This is a genomic window from Streptomyces sp. NPDC056222, assembly GCF_042264065.1.
GTDB lineage: Bacteria > Actinomycetota > Actinomycetes > Streptomycetales > Streptomycetaceae > Streptomyces.
Genome location: NZ_JBHJTL010000049.1, coordinates 18,100 through 34,556, shown reverse-complemented (window position 1 = coordinate 34,556; position 16,457 = coordinate 18,100). Strand labels below are relative to the sequence as shown.

The window sequence follows — 16,457 nt, the reverse complement described above, 5'->3', positions numbered from 1 at the left end:
AGTTCGCCCACGTGAGCACCGTTCCCCCGCACGCGATATCGGTCGTCGGAATCGGCGCGGACGGCTGGGACGGCCTCCCCGAGAACGCCCGCCGGACCCTGCGCGCCGCCGAGGTCCTTGTCGGCGGCCTCCGCCAGCTCCACCTGCTGCCCACCGCCGAGTGCCCCGGCGAGCGCGTCACCTGGCCCTCCCCGCTGCGCCCCGCCGTCCCCGGACTGCTCGCCGCCCGCGAGGGACGCCGGATCGCGGTCCTCGCCAGCGGCGACCCGACGTTCTACGGCATCGGCCGCACCCTCGCCGAGACCGTCGGCGCCGACCGGCTCCACGTCCTGCCGCACCCGTCCTCCGTCTCGTACGCCTGCGCCCGCCTCGGCTGGCCCCTGGAGGCCGTCGAGACCGTCTCCCTGGTCGGCCGGCCGCTCGCCTCCCTCACCGCCTCCCTCCACGACGGAGTCCGGCTCCTGGTCCTCAGCGAGAGTCGCCACACCCCGGCACTGGTCGCCGCCCTGCTGCGGGAGAAGGGGTACGGCGGCAGCCGGATGCGGGTGCTCGAACAGCTCGGCGGGCCTCATGAGCGGCTCGTCGACGGCACCGCCGACACCTGGTCCGACGACGAGCGCCTCGACGCCCTCAACGTCCTCGCCCTCGACTGCGTACGGGCGCCCGACGCGCCGCGCCTCGGCGCCGTACCCGGCCTGCCGGACGAGGCGTACGAACACGACGGACAGCTCACCAAGCGGTACGTCCGCGCGGCCACCCTCGCGGCCCTCGCCCCCGCCCCCGGCGAACTGCTCTGGGACATCGGCGGCGGCTCCGGCTCCATCGGCATCGAGTGGATGCGCACCGACCGCTCCTGCCGGGCGATCGCCGTCGAGAAGGACCCCGAGCGGGCCGCCCGGATCGCGCGCAACGCCACCTCCCTCGGCGTCCCCACGCTGCGGGTCGTCACCGCGGCCGCCCCCGACGGACTCGCCGGCCTCCCCACCCCCGACGCCGTCTTCATCGGCGGCGGTCTGACCGCCCCCGGCCTGCTCGACGCCTGCTGGGACGCGCTCCCGGCCGGCGGCCGGCTGGTCGCCAACACGGTGACCATGGAGTCCGAGGCGCTGCTGGCCGAGCGCTACCGCCGGTACGGCGGGGAGCTGGTCCGGCTCGCCGTCGCCCAGGCCGTCCCGGTCGGCGGCTTCACCGGCTGGCGCCAGGCGATGCCGGTCACGCAGTGGTCCGTAACGAAAGCAGGAGTTGGAGCATGACCGTCTACTTCATCGGCGCGGGCCCGGGCGCGGCCGACCTGATCACGGTGCGGGGCGCCCGCACCCTCGCCGCCTGCGGCGTCTGCCTCTACGCGGGCTCGCTCGTCCCCCGCGAGCTGCTCTCCGAGTGCCCGCCGGACGCGCGCCTGGTCGACACCGCGGACCTCGACCTGGACCAGATCGTGGCCGAGATCGTCCGCGCCCACGAAGCAGGCCAGGACGTGGCCCGGCTCCACTCCGGCGACCCGTCGGTCTTCAGCGCCGTGGCGGAGCAGATGCGCCGGCTCGACGCGCTGGACATCCCGTACGAGGTCGTGCCCGGCGTCCCGGCGTTCGCCGCCGCCGCCGCCGCGCTCAAGCGGGAACTCACCGTCCCGACCGTGGGCCAGACGGTCATCCTCACCCGCATCGCCCAGCAGGCCACGCCCATGCCGGAGGGCGAGGACCTCGCCACGCTCGGCCGCAGCGGCGCCCTGCTCGTCCTCCACCTGGCCGCCCGCTACGTCGACCGGGTCGTGTCCGAGCTGCTGCCGCACTACGGCGCCGACTGCCCGGCCGCGGTCGTGGCGATGGCGAGCCGCCCCGACGAGATCGTGCTGCGGGGCACGCTGGAGGACATCGCGGCGCAGATGAAGGAGGCCGGCATCACGAAGACGGCCGTGATCCTGGTCGGCCGCACGCTGGCGGCCTCGCAGTTCCGCGACAGCCACCTCTACGACCCGGCGCGGGAGCGGCACGTCTGCTGAGCTCTTCCCCGCCCGCCGGCCAGCCGCCGTCGGGGGGTGGGGCCTCGACGGGGCCCGTGACGGACACCGGCCCGCCGGCCGCCGGAGCGGTGGGGCCTCGACGCCCCCGTGACGCGCCCGGGCCGGACACCCGACGAGTGTCCGGCCCCGGCTTCTAGGCGTTCGGCCGCTTGCCGTGATTCGCCTTCTTCTTCTTGCGGGCGCGCTTCTTGTTGCCTCGCTTCGCCATGGGCACATCCCTCTCTCGTGGGGGTCCTGCCTTCGCAAGCCTAGGTTCGCGGGGGAGACGGCGCATCCGGTGTCAGTGGGGTGCGGTGGAATGGGCGCGTGACCGTACACGACGTCGCCCGCGTGCTGCCGGGCATCGAGGAACTGCGCGACCACTGCCGGGGCCTGGCCGTGCTGGAAGCCGTACTGAGCCCGGAGTGGGAGGACCGGTACTACTCCTTCGACGCGCGGTGGTCGGAGAACGAGCAGATGGCCTCGATGCGGGACGGCCAGGGCGATGCGTACGCGATCGTCTTCTCGCCGGCGGGCGCGTACATACGGGGCTTCTCGCACGAGTCGCCGATGAGTCCCTGGGCGTCCATGGACAAGGATCCGAAACCCTGGCCGGGTGTACTCGACTCGGTGCCGGACCTGTTCCGCCCGTACGTGGAGGAGCCGGCGTTCTCGGACGAGGACGGGGTGGCATTGGTCACCGCCTGCCTGTGGCGCGAGCCGACGGACACGGCCTGGCGGGCCGGAACGATCGACTTCCCCAACTGGGGCGACGGCGAGCCGGACGGTTCGGAAAGGATCTTCGAACTGCTCGTCGACCGCTCGGCCGAGGCGTACGCCGAGTGGGCCTCGGACTACTACGAGACCCCGGTCGACCTGGCGGCCGTACGCCACGTCCTGGCCTTGCGCCCCCTCACGCCCGAGGTCGTCGCGGCCCTCAACCCGGAGGTGGCGCCCGCCGACCTCGCCGAGGACATCGCGGAGATCGGCTACCCGACGGCCTGACGGGCCTCGGCCCACTCCGGCGCCGGCACCGACATCCCCGTCGCGTCCACCCGCTCCCCCCGCAGCAGGGCGTCCCCCAGGACGCCCTCTCGGATTACGGCCCCGCCACCGACGAGCGGCCCACGACCGTCCCCGCGCGGTCGATGCAGATCACGTCCACCGCGACGGTGGCGCCCCGCAGCACGGCCAGGGCCTCGTCGCGGGCGCGGGCGGCGACCAGGTCGCCCAGGGGCACGGCGGCGGCCTCGCAGAGGCGGAGGGCGGCGAGGCCCGTGTTGGCGGCCGTGATCTCGGCGGCGAGGGCCTCCGGGGCGCCGCCCGTGCGGGCCAGGTCGGCGAGGAAGGCCTTGTCGACCTGGGAGCGGGCCGAGTGGAGGTCCAGGTGGCCGGCGGCCAGCTTGGAGAGCTTGGCGAAGCCGCCGCAGATCGTGAGCCGGTCGACGGGGTGGCGGCGGATGTACTTGAGGACGGCGCCCGCGAAGTCGCCCATGTCGAGGAGGGCGATCTCGGGGAGGTCGTAGATCTCCCCGACCGTGCGCTCCGAGGTCGAACCCGTGCAGCCCGCGACGTGGGTGAGGCCGCCCGCGCGGGCCACGTCGACGCCCCGGCGGATGGAGTCGATCCAGGCGGAGCAGGAGTACGGGACGACGACGCCGGTCGTGCCGAGGATCGACAGGCCGCCGAGGATGCCGATGCGGGGGTTCCAGGTGGAGCGGGCGATCTCGGCGCCGTTGTCGACGGAGACGGTGATCTCGACATCGCCGGGGGCGCCGTGCGCGGCGGCGACCGCGGCGACGTGCTCGCGCATGAGATGCCGGGGCACTGGGTTGATCGCGGGCTCCCCGACGTCCAGGGGGAGACCGGGCAGGGTGACGGTGCCGACGCCGGGCCCCGCGCGGAAGACGACGCCGGAGCCGGGTGGCAGGAGCCGTACCGTCGAGCGGATGACGGCCCCATGCGTGACGTCGGGGTCGTCGCCCGCGTCCTTGACGACGGCGGCCATCGCGGACCCGCCCGACAGGGACTCGGCGGTCAGCGCGAAGGACGGCGTCTGGCCCTTCGGCAGCGTGATCGTCACCGGGTCGGGGAAGTCGCCGGTCAGCAGGGCGGTGTACGCGGCGGTGGTGGCCGCCGTCGCACAGGCACCGGTCGTCCAGCCCGGGCGGAGGCCGGTGTGCTTGAGTTGGGCCTCACGCCCGCCGCCTGAAGTCACGAAGAGGCTCCTGTGCACATACTCATTCTCGGCGGGACCACCGAGGCCCGCGCCCTCGCCGGACTGCTGCACGGCGAGGTCCGGGTCACCAGCTCGCTCGCGGGCCGGGTGGCGAGCCCCCGGCTGCCGGCGGGCGAGGTTCGGATCGGCGGGTTCGGGGGCGTCGACGGTCTCGTGGAGTGGATGGCGGGGCACGCCGTGGACGCGGTCATCGACGCCACCCATCCCTTCGCCGAGCGGATCAGCTTCAACGCGGCCCGGGCGGCCGCCACCGCCCATGTTCCCCTGCTGGCGCTGCGCCGTCCCGGCTGGGTCCCGGGGGAGGGCGACGACTGGCGTCCGGTGGCCTCGCTGGAGGAGGCGGCCCGTGCCCTGGAGGGCCTGGGCGACCGGGTGTTCCTGACGACAGGCCGCATGGGCCTGGCGGCCTTCGCGGCCTGCCCGCAGTGGTTCCTGGTCCGTTCGGTGGACGCCCCGGACGCCCCGATGCCGGCCCGCACCGAGATCGTCCTGGACCGGGGCCCGTTCACCCTGGACGGCGAGCGGGAGATCCTCGCCCGCCACCGGATCGACGTCGTGGTGACAAAGGACAGCGGCGGCGCGGCGACCGCCCCGAAGCTGACGGCGGCCCGCGAGGCGGGCGTCCCGGTGGTGGTCATCCGCCGGCCCCCGGTCCCCTCCGGCGTCCCGGTGGCGGCGACCCCGGAGGAGGCCGCCGCCTGGGTGGCTATGGGGTGACGGGCGTTCCGAGTTCGGTGACCTCGGCCCAGTTCAGGCTCGGGTCGTCGGCCCGGAGCATGTTCTCCCACTGGTCCACGGCGATGACGGTGTACATCACGTTCTCGCCGTCCGCCTCGCTCGGGTGCAGGAACGAGGTGGCCGTCTTGGAGAGGTACTCGACGCGGTGGGCGAGCCAGATGGTGCCGCCGTCGCCGTCGTCGTACTTCTCGGCCCGGTAGACCTCGTACCGCTTGAGGTCGGGCTCCGTGCTCGCGTCCCACTCGACGAGCACGCCGTCCTCGCGCGGCGTCGCCTTGAGTCCGGTGACGGGCGCCGGGGCGATCAGGTCGCCCTCGGTCGTGACCACAGCCTCGGCGGAGGCCGGGGACTCGTGGCCGGCCCGGTCGACCGCCGTGACCGTGTACCGGTACGTCGTGCCGTGCCAGAGGCCGTTCTCGTCGGTGTACGAGGGGGAGGAGGCGGTTCCGAGGAGGGAGCCGTTGCGGTAGACACGGTAGGAGGCCACGTCGGTGTCCGCCGGGGCGGTCCAGCGCAGGGCGAAGCCCCGGATGTGGCTGCCGGTGTCCACCGCGGTCAGGCCCGTGGGGGCCCCGGGCGCGTAGTCGCCGCGCGTGGCGGTGACGGCGGTGCGGGCCGAGGTGTTGCCGGCGGCGTCGACGGCCGAGACCCAGTAGGTGTAGCCGGTCCGCTCGGTGGCGGTGGTGTCCTTCCAGGTGGTGGCGGTGACACCGGTCGCGACCTGGGCGACGGGGTCGGTGGTGCCGGTGCGCTGCCGGTGGACGGTGTACGTCGCCGCGCCCGTGACCGGCTGCCACGCCAGGACGACGCCGGTGTAGCCGTCGGACGCGGCCACGCCCGTCGGGGCGGCGGTCGGGGTCCTGTCCACGGACACGACGGTCAGGTCGGCGCCGCCCGGGGACTCGTTGCCGGCCTTGTCGACGGCGCGGAGCTCGTACAGGTACGTCTGGCCGGTCGCCGGCGGGGAGTCGACGTACGAGGCGGCCGTGACCGGGGCGGTGGCGCTGCTGACCCTCGTCCAGGCGGTGGAGGTGCCGAGGCGCCGGTAGACGCGGTAGCCGGCGAGGTCCATCTCCTTGTTCGCCGCCCAGCGCAGGGTGACCTTGCCGAGGGCCTTGTCGTACGCGACGGTGGCGCCGGTCGGCGCGAGCGGACGCACCTTGTCCACGGTCGCCGAAGTGCGGGGTGCGTAGCCGAACTTGACGTTCGCGGCGCCGGTCCAGGCCGCGTAGTACACGGTGATGGTGTGGCGGCCGGCCGGAACGGTGAGGTCGACCGTCTTCGTCTGGGTGGTGGAGACGTTCCGCCACAGGTCGATCTTGCGGACGCCGTCGAGGTTGACGCGGATGCCGTCCTGCGCCGCGGCGGTGAAGGTGAAGGGACCGCCGGAGCCGAAGTCGCGGGTCACCGACCAGCGGACGGAGAAGTTGTCCCGCGGCAGCCTGCCGCCCGCCGGATCGCCGTAGCCGTAGTTCTCGGCGATGGCGCTGTCGCAGGAGGTCAGCTTGGGGGTGCCGCTGAACGTGGAGTTGGCGAAGAACTCCGCCTTCCACACCGGGGCCGTGCAGGTGACGGCCGCGGCGGCCGGGGTGGCGGTGAGCAGACCACCGGAGGCGGCGAGGGCGGCCGTGACGGCCAGGGCGCTCAGCCGGGTACGAGTCATCACAGGGGGTGGGCCCTTTCCGGACCTATGTGGAGCATGTGAAACGGGGGAACTCCTGTGTGACTCCTGAGGTGGGGGAAGGGTTGTGCCCGCCCCCCACCTCGGATCTCGCGCCCCGAATCTCAGCCGTACCGCCGCGGCGTCCACGTGATGGTGCGGCCGTCGCCCCGCTCGACCGCCCGTGTCTGCGAGGAGCCGATCAGGAGGAGGGTGCGCATGTCGACCTCGGAGGGGTCCAGGGTCTTGAGGGTGAGGACCCGTACCGACTGCTCCGGGCCGCCGACGTCCCGTGCCACGACCACCGGGGTCTCGGGCGAGCGGAGTTCGAGCAGCAGGTCGCGGGCGGCCGCCACCTGGTGCGTACGGGACTTCGAGCCCGGGTTGTAGAGCGCCAGGACCAGGTCCGCCCGGGTGGCGGCGCGCAGGCGGGCGGCGATCACGTCCCAGGGCTTGAGCCGGTCCGAGAGGGAGATCGTGGCGTAGTCGTGGCCGAGCGGGGCGCCCGCCGCGGCGGCTGCCGCGTTCGCGGCCGTCACACCAGGGAGGACCCGTACGGGAACGTCCGCGTACCGCTCCTCCGACGCGACCTCCAGGACCGCCGTGGCCATGGCGAAGACACCGGGGTCGCCGCCCGAGACGACCGCGACGCGGCGCCCGCGCCGGGCGAGGTCGAGGGCGAACTCGGCGCGCTCGGACTCGACCTTGTTGTCCGAGCCGTGCCGGCGCTGGCCGGGGCGCAGCGCCGGGACGCGGTCGAGGTAGGTGGTGTAGCCGACGAGGTCGTCGGCGTTGACCAGCGCGCCGCGCGACTCCGGCGTCAGCCAGGGAGCGCCCGCCGGGCCGGTGCCGACGACGACGACCTCGCCGCCGGTCTCCCGGGACTCGGGGGTGACGGCGTCGATACGGGAGGGCAGGACGGCGACCGAGAAGTACGGCACGGTCTCCGGGTCCACCTCGGCGAGGATCTCCGTCCGCTCGCCCGCCATGAACGCCCGCTCCACGTACCGCGCGTCGTCGAGGCGGCCCGCGCGCTCCAGGGCGCGGCGCACGGTGGGGAAGGTGCGGCCGAGCTTCATCACGACCGCCGAGTCGGTGCCCGCGAGGCGGGCCGTCAGCTCGTCCTCCGGCAGTGTGCCGGGGATGATCGTCAGGACCTCCTCCGCCTCGCACAGCGGCTCGCCGAGCCGGGCCGCGGCGGCGGACACGGAGGTGACGCCGGGGATGACGGTGGTGTCGTAGCGGTCCGCGAGCCGCTTGTGCATGTGCTGGTACGAGCCGTAGAAGAGCGGGTCGCCCTCGGCGAGGACGGCGACGGTGCGGCCGGCGTCGAGGTGGGCGGCGAGGCGGGCCGCGGCCTCCTCGTAGAAGTCGTCGAGCGCGCCGCGGTAGCCGCCGGGGTGGTCGGTGGTCTCCACCGTGAGCGGGTACATCAGCCGCTCCTCGATGTGGTCCTCGCGGAGGTGCTCGGCGGCGATGGAGCGCGCGATGGAGCGGCCGTGGCGGGCCGAGTGGTAGGCGACGACGTCGGCGGACGCGATGGCCTTCACGGCGGCGACCGTCATCAGGTTGGGGTCGCCGGGGCCGAGGCCGACTCCGTACAGCTTGCCGGGGGCGTTGGCGCTCATGCCTGGATCTCCGCTTCCGTCGCGATGGCGTTGATCGCGGCGGCGGTCATCGCGCTGCCGCCGCGCCGGCCCCGTACGACGAGGTAGTCGAGGCCCAGGGTCTGGGCGGCGAGGGCGTCCTTGGACTCGGCGGCGCCGATGAAGCCGACCGGTATGCCGAGGACGGCGGCCGGGCGGGGCGCACCCTTCGCGATCATCTCCAGGAGGTGGAAGAGGGCGGTGGGCGCGTTGCCGATGGCGACGACGGAGCCTTCGAGGCGGTCGCGCCAGAGTTCGAGGGCGGCGGCGCTGCGGGTGGTGCCGAGCTCGGCGGCGAGGGCGGGCACGGAGGGGTCGGAGAGGGTGCAGACCACGTCGTTGTCGGCGGGCAGGCGCTTGCGGGTCACGCCGCTGGCGACCATCTGCGCGTCGCACAGGATCGGTGCGCCGGCGCGCAGGGCGGCGCGGGCGCGGGAGACGACCTGCGGCGAGTAGGCGAGGTCGCGGACGAGGTCGGTCATGCCGCAGGCGTGGATCATGCGGACCGCGACCGTGGCGACGTCGGCGGGCAGATCGGCGAGGTCCGCCTCGGCGCGGATCGTGGCAAAGGACTGGCGGTAGATCTCCGCGCCGTCCTTCTCGTAGGCGAACATCGTGTCGTTCTCGCTCATCTCGTTGTGCGGGCCGTTGCGACTGCTTCGGTCAGGGAGGTACGGGGGGTGGGGCGGCCGTCCACGAGGTAGGTGCCCTCGGCGGTGGCGAGGACGTCGACCCAGCTGCCGGGGGCGCCTTGGGGGTGGCCGCACCGGCGCTCGCACCCCGAGAAGTGGACGGGGAGGCCGGGAGTGCCGGGTACGGCGTCCGCGCGGACGCCGGCGAGGGACTTGGCGCAGCCGGGCCGCCCGGTGCAGGCGCCGACGCCGACCCAGGGGGAGCGGGGGTCGGTGACCAGCCCGGCCGCCTCCAGCTCGGGCAGCCGCGTTCGGGTGGCCCCGACGACGACGGCCCCGCGCCAGGGCGTGAGCCGTACCTCGTCGGCGGGCAGCAGCGCCCGCAGCTGGGTGGCCGTCAGCCGTCCGAGCGGCGCGAGCACGTGCAGCGCGTTCCCGCCGAGGGGCCCGGGCGCGGGCGGCGCGCCGTGCGGCAGCGGCGGTGCGGGGACGACGGGCCGGGCGTCGACCCCGGCCCGTGCGAGCGCGGCGGCGAGGTCGAGGAGGCCGGTCCCGGCGTCCGGCGCGTCGGCCGTTCCGGCGCCGGGAGTCGCGGTGCCCGGCAGTGCCGTCAGGCCGGCGGTGTCGATGGCCTCCGTGTTCGGTGCGCCTGCGTTCGGCAGCTCCTTCACACGCCATGCGCCGTTCCCGGCGGCCTGTGCGGCCCGCAGGAACGCGTCGGCCGCGGCGAGCGCCGCTCGCGGCGCGTCGGCGCCCGCGACGCGGAACGCCTGCCCGCCGACGTACAGCAGGGCGTCGGCCGCGCGCGGGGCGGGGCCGACGCAGCCGCCGGCCGAGGCTTCGCTCTCATTGGGGGACAGACTCCCGCCCACCGAGGCTCCGGTCTCGCCGTGCGACGGGCTCCCGGCCGCCGAGGCTCCGGTCCCGCCGGGGTGCGGACTCCCGCCCGTCGAGGCTTTGCTCCCGCCGGGCGACGTGCTCTCGCCCGTCCCCCCGTCGCCGGCCGCCCACGGTCCTCCTGCGATCAAGGTCACATCTCCGCCCAGCCCCGCCACGTCTCCGCGGCCGTCGTCCAGGACGAAGAGGAAGCGGCCCGAGAGGGCCGCCGTCCAGGGGGTCGCGCAGAGCAGGGTGTCCAGTTCGCGGGCCCACAACTGCGCGTCCGCGTGGCCGAGTCCGTCCAGTCCCGCGGTCGGGGAGGCGACGATGTTGCGGACGCGTTCGTGGGTGGCCGAGGGCAGCAGGCCCGCCTCCGTCAGCCGCTCCGCCAGATCGATGCCACAGCCCTCGCCGAGGCCGCGCAGCTCCACGTTCCCCCGGGACGTGACCGTGACCCGGCCGTCGCCGAGCGACTCCGCCGCCGACGCCAGGACCTGGACCTGACGAGACGTCAACAAGCCTGCGGGCAGGCGCAGTCGGGCCAGACCGCCGTCATCGGCGGGGTGCAGGCGCAGCGCGCCGGGGCAGGCATCGCCACGGTCCCGTATGAGAGGTTCGCCCCGGTTGGGCGTTGTGGGTGGGGTGGGCGGCATGGCGGCGAGCATACCCACGTGGATCGGGACGACCCCTGGGGACGACCCCTGCCCGCCGTGAGCACGATCTACTATGCAGACGGCATGGGGTCCCAGGACCCCGGGGAGGAAGCCCGGTGAGAATCCGGCGCGGTCCCGCCACTGTGAGCCAGGTCGCACCAGCGGCCCGGTGAGTCAGGAACTCCCGCCGTCCATACGACCACCCGGGGCGCGGACAACCCCGAGGAAGGCCTGCGCACGCATGCGAATTCTGTTGCTGTCGCACTCCGACACCGACCTGCTCAGCGCCCGCGCGGCCGGCGGCCCCGTCGAGTACCGGTTCGCCAATCCCTCCCGCCTCGCCCTGGACGACCTGCCCGGGCTCCTGGACGACGTCGACCTCGTTCTCGTGCGGCTCCTCGGCGGGCTGCGGGCATGGGAGGACGGCCTCGACGCGCTGCGCGCCGCCGGAAGGCCGCTGGTCGTGCTCTCCGGCGAACAGGCCCCCGACGCCCAGCTCATGGCGACCTCCACCGTCCCGGTGGGTGTCGCCACCGAGGCCCACGCCTACCTCGCGCACGGCGGCCCGGCCAACCTGGAGCAGCTGGCCCGCTTCCTCTCCGACACCGTGCTGCTCACCGGCCACGGCTTCGACGCCCCGGCCGCCGCGCCGACCTGGGGCCCGCTGGAGCGCACGCCCCGGACGACCGACGGCCCGACGGTCGCCGTGCTCTACTACCGCGCCCACCACATGAGCGGGAACACCGCCTTCATCGACACCCTCTGCGAGGCCGTCGAGGACGCCGGCGCCCAGGCCCTGCCGCTGTACGTCGCGTCCCTGCGCGCCCCGGAGCCGGAGCTGCTCGACCGTCTGCGCGGCGCCGACGCGATCATCACCACCGTCCTCGCGGCCGGCGGCACCAAGCCCGCCGAGGCGCAGGCCGGCGGCGACGAGGAGGCCTGGGACGCGGGCGCGCTCGCCGCCCTCGACGTACCGATCCTCCAGGCGCTCTGCCTCACCGGCTCGCGCTCGGCCTGGGAGGAGAACGACGAGGGTCTCTCCCCGCTGGACGCCGCGAGCCAGGTCGCCGTCCCCGAGTTCGACGGCCGGCTCATCACCGTCCCGTTCTCCTTCAAGGAGATCGACGAGGACGGGCTGCCCGCGTACGTCGCCGACACCGAGCGCGCGGCCCGCGTCGCCGGGATCGCGGTCCGTCACGCCCGTCTGCGCCATATCCCGAACGCCGAGAAGAAGCTCGCGCTCGTCCTCTCCGCGTACCCGACCAAGCACTCCCGGATCGGCAACGCGGTCGGCCTCGACACCCCCGCCTCCGCCGTCGCGCTGCTGCGGCGCCTGCGGGAGGAGGGCTACGACTTCGGTCCGGTCGAGGAGATCCCCGGCCTGGTCTCCGGCGACGGCGACGAGCTGATCTACGCCCTGATCGAGGCCGGCGGCCACGACCAGGACTGGCTCACCGAGGAGCAGCTGGCGAAGAACCCCGTTCGCATCCCGGCGGCCGACTACAAGCGCTGGTACGCGCAGCTCCCGGCCGAGCTGCGCGAGGCGGTCGAGGAGCACTGGGGCCCGGCGCCCGGCGAGATGTTCCTGGACCGGTCCCGCAACCCCGAGGGCGACATCGTCCTCGCCGCCCTGCGGCGCGGGAACCTGCTGATCCTCATCCAGCCGCCGCGCGGCTTCGGCGAGAACCCGATCGCGATCTATCACGACCCCGATCTCCCGCCGTCCCACCACTACCTGGCCGCCTACCGCTGGATCGCGGCGCGCGCCGAGGACGGCGGCTTCGGGGCGGACGCGATGGTCCACCTCGGCAAGCACGGCAACCTGGAGTGGCTGCCCGGCAAGAACGCCGGCCTGTCGGCCGCCTGCGGCCCGGACGCGGCGCTCGGCGACATCCCTCTGATCTACCCGTTCCTGGTCAACGACCCGGGCGAGGGCACGCAGGCCAAGCGTCGCGTGCACGCGACGCTCGTCGACCACCTGGTGCCGCCGATGGCGCGCGCCGACTCGTACGGCGACATCGCGCGCCTGGAGCAGCTGCTCGACGAGTACGCGCAGATCTCCTCCATGGACCCGTCGAAGCTGCCCGCGATCCGCGCGCAGATCTGGACGCTGATCCAGGCGGCGAAGCTCGACCACGACCTGGGGCTCGAGGACCGTCCGGAGGACGACGGCTTCGACGACTTCCTGCTGCATGTCGACGGCTGGCTGTGCGAGGTCAAGGACGCGCAGATCAGGGACGGTCTGCATGTGCTCGGCGGGGCGCCGGTGGGCGAGGCGCGGGTGAACCTCGTGCTGTCGATCCTGCGCGCCCGGCAGATCTGGGGCGGTACGCAGGCCCTGCCGGGTCTGCGTGAGGCCCTGGGGCTGGACGAGTCGGCCGCGACCCGGACGACCGCCGACGAGGCGGAGGCGACTGCGCGCGAGCTGGTCGAGGCGATGGAGGCGGCGGACTGGTCCGTGGACGCGGTCCCGGCGGTCGCCGCCGCGTACGGCGCCGACGTCCAGGCGGTGCTCCGCTTCGCCTGCGAGCAGGTCGTTCCGCGGCTCTCGGCCACGACCGACGAACTCACCCACGCCGTGCACGCGTTGGACGGCGGCTTCGTGCCGGCCGGCCCGTCCGGCTCGCCGCTGCGCGGTCTGGTGAACGTGCTGCCGACCGGCCGGAACTTCTACTCCGTCGACCCCAAGGCCGTTCCCTCCCGCCTCGCGTGGGAGACCGGTCAGGCGCTCGCCGACTCGCTCCTGGAGCGCTACCGCTCCGACAACGGCGAGTGGCCGACGTCCGTCGGTCTGTCCCTGTGGGGGACGAGCGCGATGCGCACGGCGGGCGACGACGTGGCCGAGGCGCTGGCCCTGCTGGGCATCCGCCCGACCTGGGACGACGCCTCGCGCCGGGTGAACGGTCTCGAGGCGATCCCGCTCGCCGAACTGGGCCGTCCGCGCATCGATGTGACGCTGCGCATCTCGGGCTTCTTCCGGGACGCGTTCCCGCACGTCATCGGGCTTCTCGACGACGCCGTGCGGCTGGCCGCCTCGCTGGACGAGCCGGCCGAGGACAACTTCGTACGGGCGCACGCGCAGGCCGACCTGGCCGAGCACGGCGACGAGCGGCGGGCGACCACCCGTATCTTCGGCTCGCGGCCGGGCACGTACGGCGCGGGCATCCTCCAGCTGATCGACTCGCGCGACTGGCGTACGGACGCGGACCTCGCCGAGGTGTACACGGTGTGGGGCGGGTACGCGTACGGGCGTGGTCTCGAAGGGCGTCCGGCGCGCTCGGAGATGGAGACGGCGTACAAGCGGATCGCCGTCGCCGCGAAGAACACGGACACGCGCGAGCACGACATCGCCGACTCGGACGACTACTTCCAGTACCACGGCGGCATGGTGGCGACCGTCCGCGCGCTGACGGGCTCGGCGCCCGAGGCGTACATCGGCGACTCCACCCGTCCGGAGACGGTCCGCACCCGGACCCTGGTCGAGGAGACCTCGCGGGTCTTCCGCGCCCGGGTGGTCAACCCGAAGTGGATCGAGGCGATGCGTCGTCACGGCTACAAGGGCGCGTTCGAGCTGGCGGCGACGGTCGACTACCTCTTCGGCTACGACGCGACGACCGGTGTGGTCGCCGACTGGATGTACGACAAGCTCACGGAGACGTACGTCCTGGACCCGGAGAACCAGGCCTTCCTGAAGGAGGCCAACCCCTGGGCCCTGCACGGCATCGCGGAGCGCCTCCTGGAGGCGGAGTCGCGCGGCATGTGGGAGAAGCCGGACCCGGAGACCCTGGCGGCGCTGCGGCAGGTGTTCCTGGACACGGAGGGCGATCTGGAGGACGACGGGGAGGGCTGACGGCCGGCCCGCCGACGGTACGATTCCGGCCGCACGAATGTGCGGATCAGGTCTCCAGGGGTGGGGTGAGGGGCATGCGTGCCCTCGGCGGAAGAGGATCCGGTCCGGCGGCGGTGGCGCTGCTGGCCGGGCTCGTACTGAGCGGATGCGGCGGGGGCGGCGGTACGGACGGAGACCGGAGCCGTCCCCCGTCCCCGTCCGGTTCCCCTTCCGTCTCCTCGGCCTCACCGACAGCTTCGCCGACGCCTTCGCCGAGTGCGTCGACGTCGGTGAGCCCGTCCGCGACGCCGTCCGCGACCCGTACGACCCCGCCGCCGACGGCGTACGTGTCACCGCGCCCGAAGGCGAAGGAGACGAAGCGGAAGACCGGCACCCGGTCGCGGACGGAGCCGCAGAACCCGAACTCCGGGCCCAACCCGCCCCCGGCGCCGCCCCGGCCGTTGCCCACGCCGGAGATACCTCCGCCGTACACGCCCGGGGACGACGTGATCGTGATCCCCGTACCCACCTTCGAGCAGCCTCCGTTCACGCCGGACACGGTGCGCTAGCCCACGCGGCCAGTTCGAGGCGTCGGCCCCGGAAGCCCGCTCGGATTCGGCGGTCGTGGGTGACGATCACCAGGGTGCCCGGGTAGGTGGCGAGGGCTGCCTCCAGGTCTTCCACCAGGCCGGGGGCCAGGTGGTTGGTCGGTTCGTCGAGGAGGAGCAGGTCCGTTGGGCGGGTGACCAGGCGCGCCAGTTCCAGCTTGCGGCGCTGGCCCGTCGACAACTCCCGTACCGGCGTGGACAGATCGGCGGCCCGGAAGAGCCCGAGCCGTAGCAGCTCCTCCTCCCGGCCCTCCCCGAACGCCGCGGCGACCGTGCGGGGGTCGTCCGGCAGTTCGGTGTCCTGGCGGAGCATCCCGACCCGGGGAGGGGCCGTCATCGTCCCGCCGTCCGGGGTCAGTTCGCCCGCGAGGATCTTGAGCAGGGTGGACTTGCCGGCGCCGTTCGGGCCGGTGACCAGGAGGCGTTCACCGGGGGCCAGGCGCAGGGAGGCCGGCCGCAGCCGGCCCTCCATCCGTACGTCCGTCAGCGCGACCGCGCCCGCCGCGCCCTCGATGGACGCCGTGAACCGCAGCGGCTCCGGCGGTGTCGCCACAGCGTCCTCGGTGAGCCGCTGGAGCTTCTCGCGGGCGGCCCGGATCCTGCTCATCGCGCCGTGCGCCCGCGAGCGGGCGCGGAAGGCGCCGGCCCCGCTGAAGGCCGCCGGGGCCTTGCGCGGGATGGCGGAGAAGCGGTCGATGTTGGTGTCGGCGAGTGCCGTGTGGCGGGCGAGCTCCGTCCGCCACTCCTCGTACTCCCGCTCCCACCGGGCCCGTTCGGCCGCCCGGCCGGTCAGATAGCCGGCGTAGCCGTTGCCGTATCTGCGGACCGTGCGCAGCTCGCCGTTCACCTCCAGGACGGCGGTCGTGACCCGGTCGAGGAAGACCCGGTCGTGGGTGACGGCGACGACCGTCCCCCGGTGGGTGCGCAGCCGTTCCTCGAGCCAGGTGACGGCCTCGTCGTCGAGGTCGTTGGTCGGCTCGTCGAGCAGCAGCAGTTCGGGGTCGGCGGCCAGGGTCGCGGCGAGGGCGAGCCGGGAGCGCTGTCCGCCGGAGAGCGTGCCGAGCGGGCGGTCGCGGTCGAGCGGCTCCCGCTCGCCGAGCTGCCGCAGGCTCGTCTCGACCCTGCGGTCGGCGTCCCGCCCGCCGCGCGCCTCGTACGCGGCGAGGAGGGTCGCGTACCCCTCGAGGTCGCCGGTGCGGGCGAGCTCCGCCTCGGCGGCCCGGATCGCCCGCTCCAGCTTCCGTACGTCGGCGAGCGCGAGGTCGACCGCGTCGCCGACGCGTGCGGTGCCGGGGAGGTCCAGGGTCTGGGCGAGGTGGCCGAGACCGCCGGGGGAGTCCACGGCGACGGTGCCGTTGTCGGGCTGCTCCAGGCCGGCGAGGAGCCGGAGGAAGGTGGACTTTCCGGAGCCGTTGTCGCCGACGACGCCGACGCGTTCGCCGGGGCGGACGGTGAGGGAGACCCGGTCGAGGACGAGCCGGTCGTCGTAGCGCTTGGTGACGTCGGTGAGTTGGACACGGAACAAGGGCGGATCCTTTGCCTCGGAGAAAGCGATACGAGACGTCTCGTCTCGT

Annotated in this window: 13 protein-coding genes and 1 riboswitch; of the genes, 5 read left to right on the top strand and 8 right to left on the bottom strand. The window is 74.1% G+C overall.

The features are described 5' to 3' along the window. The first annotated feature begins 11 nt into the window (after positions 1-11). The gene (gene cbiE / locus ACFC0D_RS22670) at positions 12-1,253 is read left to right on the top strand and encodes a precorrin-6y C5,15-methyltransferase (decarboxylating) subunit CbiE (RefSeq protein WP_376438759.1); all 1,242 of its coding nucleotides are present in this window, start codon (positions 12-14) and stop codon (positions 1,251-1,253) included. Next, positions 1,250-1,999 carry a precorrin-4 C(11)-methyltransferase gene (cobM, locus tag ACFC0D_RS22665; RefSeq protein ID WP_376438757.1) on the top strand — a complete coding sequence of 250 codons (750 nt, stop codon included), beginning with the start codon at positions 1,250-1,252 and terminating at the stop codon, positions 1,997-1,999. The genes cbiE and cobM overlap by 4 nt, the downstream gene beginning before the upstream one ends. Positions 2,000-2,153: 154 nt before the next feature. Here the strand turns inward: cobM and ACFC0D_RS22660 are convergent, their stop codons facing one another. Beyond that, on the bottom strand, positions 2,154-2,228 hold the full coding sequence (locus ACFC0D_RS22660; protein WP_099895366.1) for a 50S ribosomal protein bL37: 75 nt from the start codon (positions 2,226-2,228) through the stop codon (positions 2,154-2,156). Positions 2,229-2,326: 98 nt separating this feature from the next. Here ACFC0D_RS22660 and ACFC0D_RS22655 point away from each other — a divergent pair, with 98 nt between their 5' ends. Further along, entirely contained in the window at positions 2,327-3,004 is a 678-nt protein-coding gene (locus ACFC0D_RS22655) for a hypothetical protein (protein ID WP_376438754.1), read from the top strand. Between the two features lie 94 nt (positions 3,005-3,098). Here ACFC0D_RS22655 and ACFC0D_RS22650 read toward each other — a convergent pair whose 3' ends face one another. Then, on the bottom strand, positions 3,099-4,217 hold the full coding sequence (locus tag ACFC0D_RS22650) for a cobalt-precorrin-5B (C(1))-methyltransferase (RefSeq protein ID WP_376438751.1): 1,119 nt from the start codon (positions 4,215-4,217) through the stop codon (positions 3,099-3,101). Between the two features lie 12 nt (positions 4,218-4,229). Here ACFC0D_RS22650 and ACFC0D_RS22645 point away from each other — a divergent pair, with 12 nt between their 5' ends. Then, positions 4,230-4,955 carry a cobalt-precorrin-6A reductase gene (locus tag ACFC0D_RS22645; protein ID WP_376438748.1) on the top strand — a complete coding sequence of 242 codons (726 nt, stop codon included), beginning with the start codon at positions 4,230-4,232 and terminating at the stop codon, positions 4,953-4,955. Here the strand turns inward: ACFC0D_RS22645 and ACFC0D_RS22640 are convergent. The 4 genes from ACFC0D_RS22640 to ACFC0D_RS22625 form a co-directional block, all read right to left on the bottom strand. Further along, the gene (locus tag ACFC0D_RS22640) at positions 4,945-6,639 is read right to left on the bottom strand and encodes a fibronectin type III domain-containing protein (protein WP_376438746.1); all 1,695 of its coding nucleotides are present in this window, start codon (positions 6,637-6,639) and stop codon (positions 4,945-4,947) included. The genes ACFC0D_RS22645 and ACFC0D_RS22640 overlap by 11 nt on opposite strands. A gap of 122 nt (positions 6,640-6,761) precedes the next feature. Next, positions 6,762-8,264 (bottom strand): precorrin-2 C(20)-methyltransferase, encoded by a 1,503-nt coding sequence (locus ACFC0D_RS22635; protein WP_376438743.1) that lies wholly within the window; start codon positions 8,262-8,264, stop codon positions 6,762-6,764. Beyond that, positions 8,261-8,914 (bottom strand): precorrin-8X methylmutase, encoded by a 654-nt coding sequence (locus tag ACFC0D_RS22630; protein WP_376438740.1) that lies wholly within the window; start codon positions 8,912-8,914, stop codon positions 8,261-8,263. Before ACFC0D_RS22630 ends, ACFC0D_RS22635 begins: the two co-directional genes overlap by 4 nt. After that, positions 8,911-10,446 (bottom strand): cobalamin biosynthesis protein CobG, encoded by a 1,536-nt coding sequence (locus tag ACFC0D_RS22625; protein WP_376438738.1) that lies wholly within the window; start codon positions 10,444-10,446, stop codon positions 8,911-8,913. Before ACFC0D_RS22625 ends, ACFC0D_RS22630 begins: the two co-directional genes overlap by 4 nt. A 63-nt stretch (positions 10,447-10,509) precedes the next feature. Beyond that, positions 10,510-10,653: riboswitch (cobalamin riboswitch) on the top strand. Between the two features lie 34 nt (positions 10,654-10,687). On the opposite strand from ACFC0D_RS22625, the gene cobN reads away from it, so the two are divergent. After that, a complete protein-coding gene (cobN, locus tag ACFC0D_RS22620; RefSeq protein ID WP_376438736.1) occupies positions 10,688-14,296 on the top strand; it encodes a cobaltochelatase subunit CobN in 3,609 nt (1,202 codons plus the stop codon). 46 nt (positions 14,297-14,342) lie between these two features. On the opposite strand, the gene ACFC0D_RS22615 is transcribed toward cobN, so the two are convergent. Beyond that, entirely contained in the window at positions 14,343-14,825 is a 483-nt protein-coding gene (locus ACFC0D_RS22615; RefSeq protein WP_376438733.1) for a hypothetical protein, read from the bottom strand. After that, the gene (abc-f, locus tag ACFC0D_RS22610) at positions 14,822-16,438 is read right to left on the bottom strand and encodes a ribosomal protection-like ABC-F family protein (RefSeq protein WP_376438832.1); all 1,617 of its coding nucleotides are present in this window, start codon (positions 16,436-16,438) and stop codon (positions 14,822-14,824) included. The genes ACFC0D_RS22615 and abc-f overlap by 4 nt, the downstream gene beginning before the upstream one ends. Between the last annotated feature and the right edge of the window lie 19 nt (positions 16,439-16,457).

Excerpts from the sequence above, each read along its gene's own strand:
- ACFC0D_RS22625 (WP_376438738.1), bottom strand. The coding sequence starts at position 10,446 with ATGCCGCCCACCCCACCCACAACGCCCAACCGGGGCGAACCTCTCATA.
- cobM (WP_376438757.1), top strand. The coding sequence starts at position 1,250 with ATGACCGTCTACTTCATCGGCGCGGGCCCGGGCGCGGCCGACCTGATC.
- cobN (WP_376438736.1), top strand. The coding sequence starts at position 10,688 with ATGCGAATTCTGTTGCTGTCGCACTCCGACACCGACCTGCTCAGCGCC.
- ACFC0D_RS22635 (WP_376438743.1), bottom strand. The coding sequence starts at position 8,264 with ATGAGCGCCAACGCCCCCGGCAAGCTGTACGGAGTCGGCCTCGGCCCC.
- ACFC0D_RS22640 (WP_376438746.1), bottom strand. The coding sequence starts at position 6,639 with ATGACTCGTACCCGGCTGAGCGCCCTGGCCGTCACGGCCGCCCTCGCC.
- ACFC0D_RS22630 (WP_376438740.1), bottom strand. The coding sequence starts at position 8,914 with ATGAGCGAGAACGACACGATGTTCGCCTACGAGAAGGACGGCGCGGAG.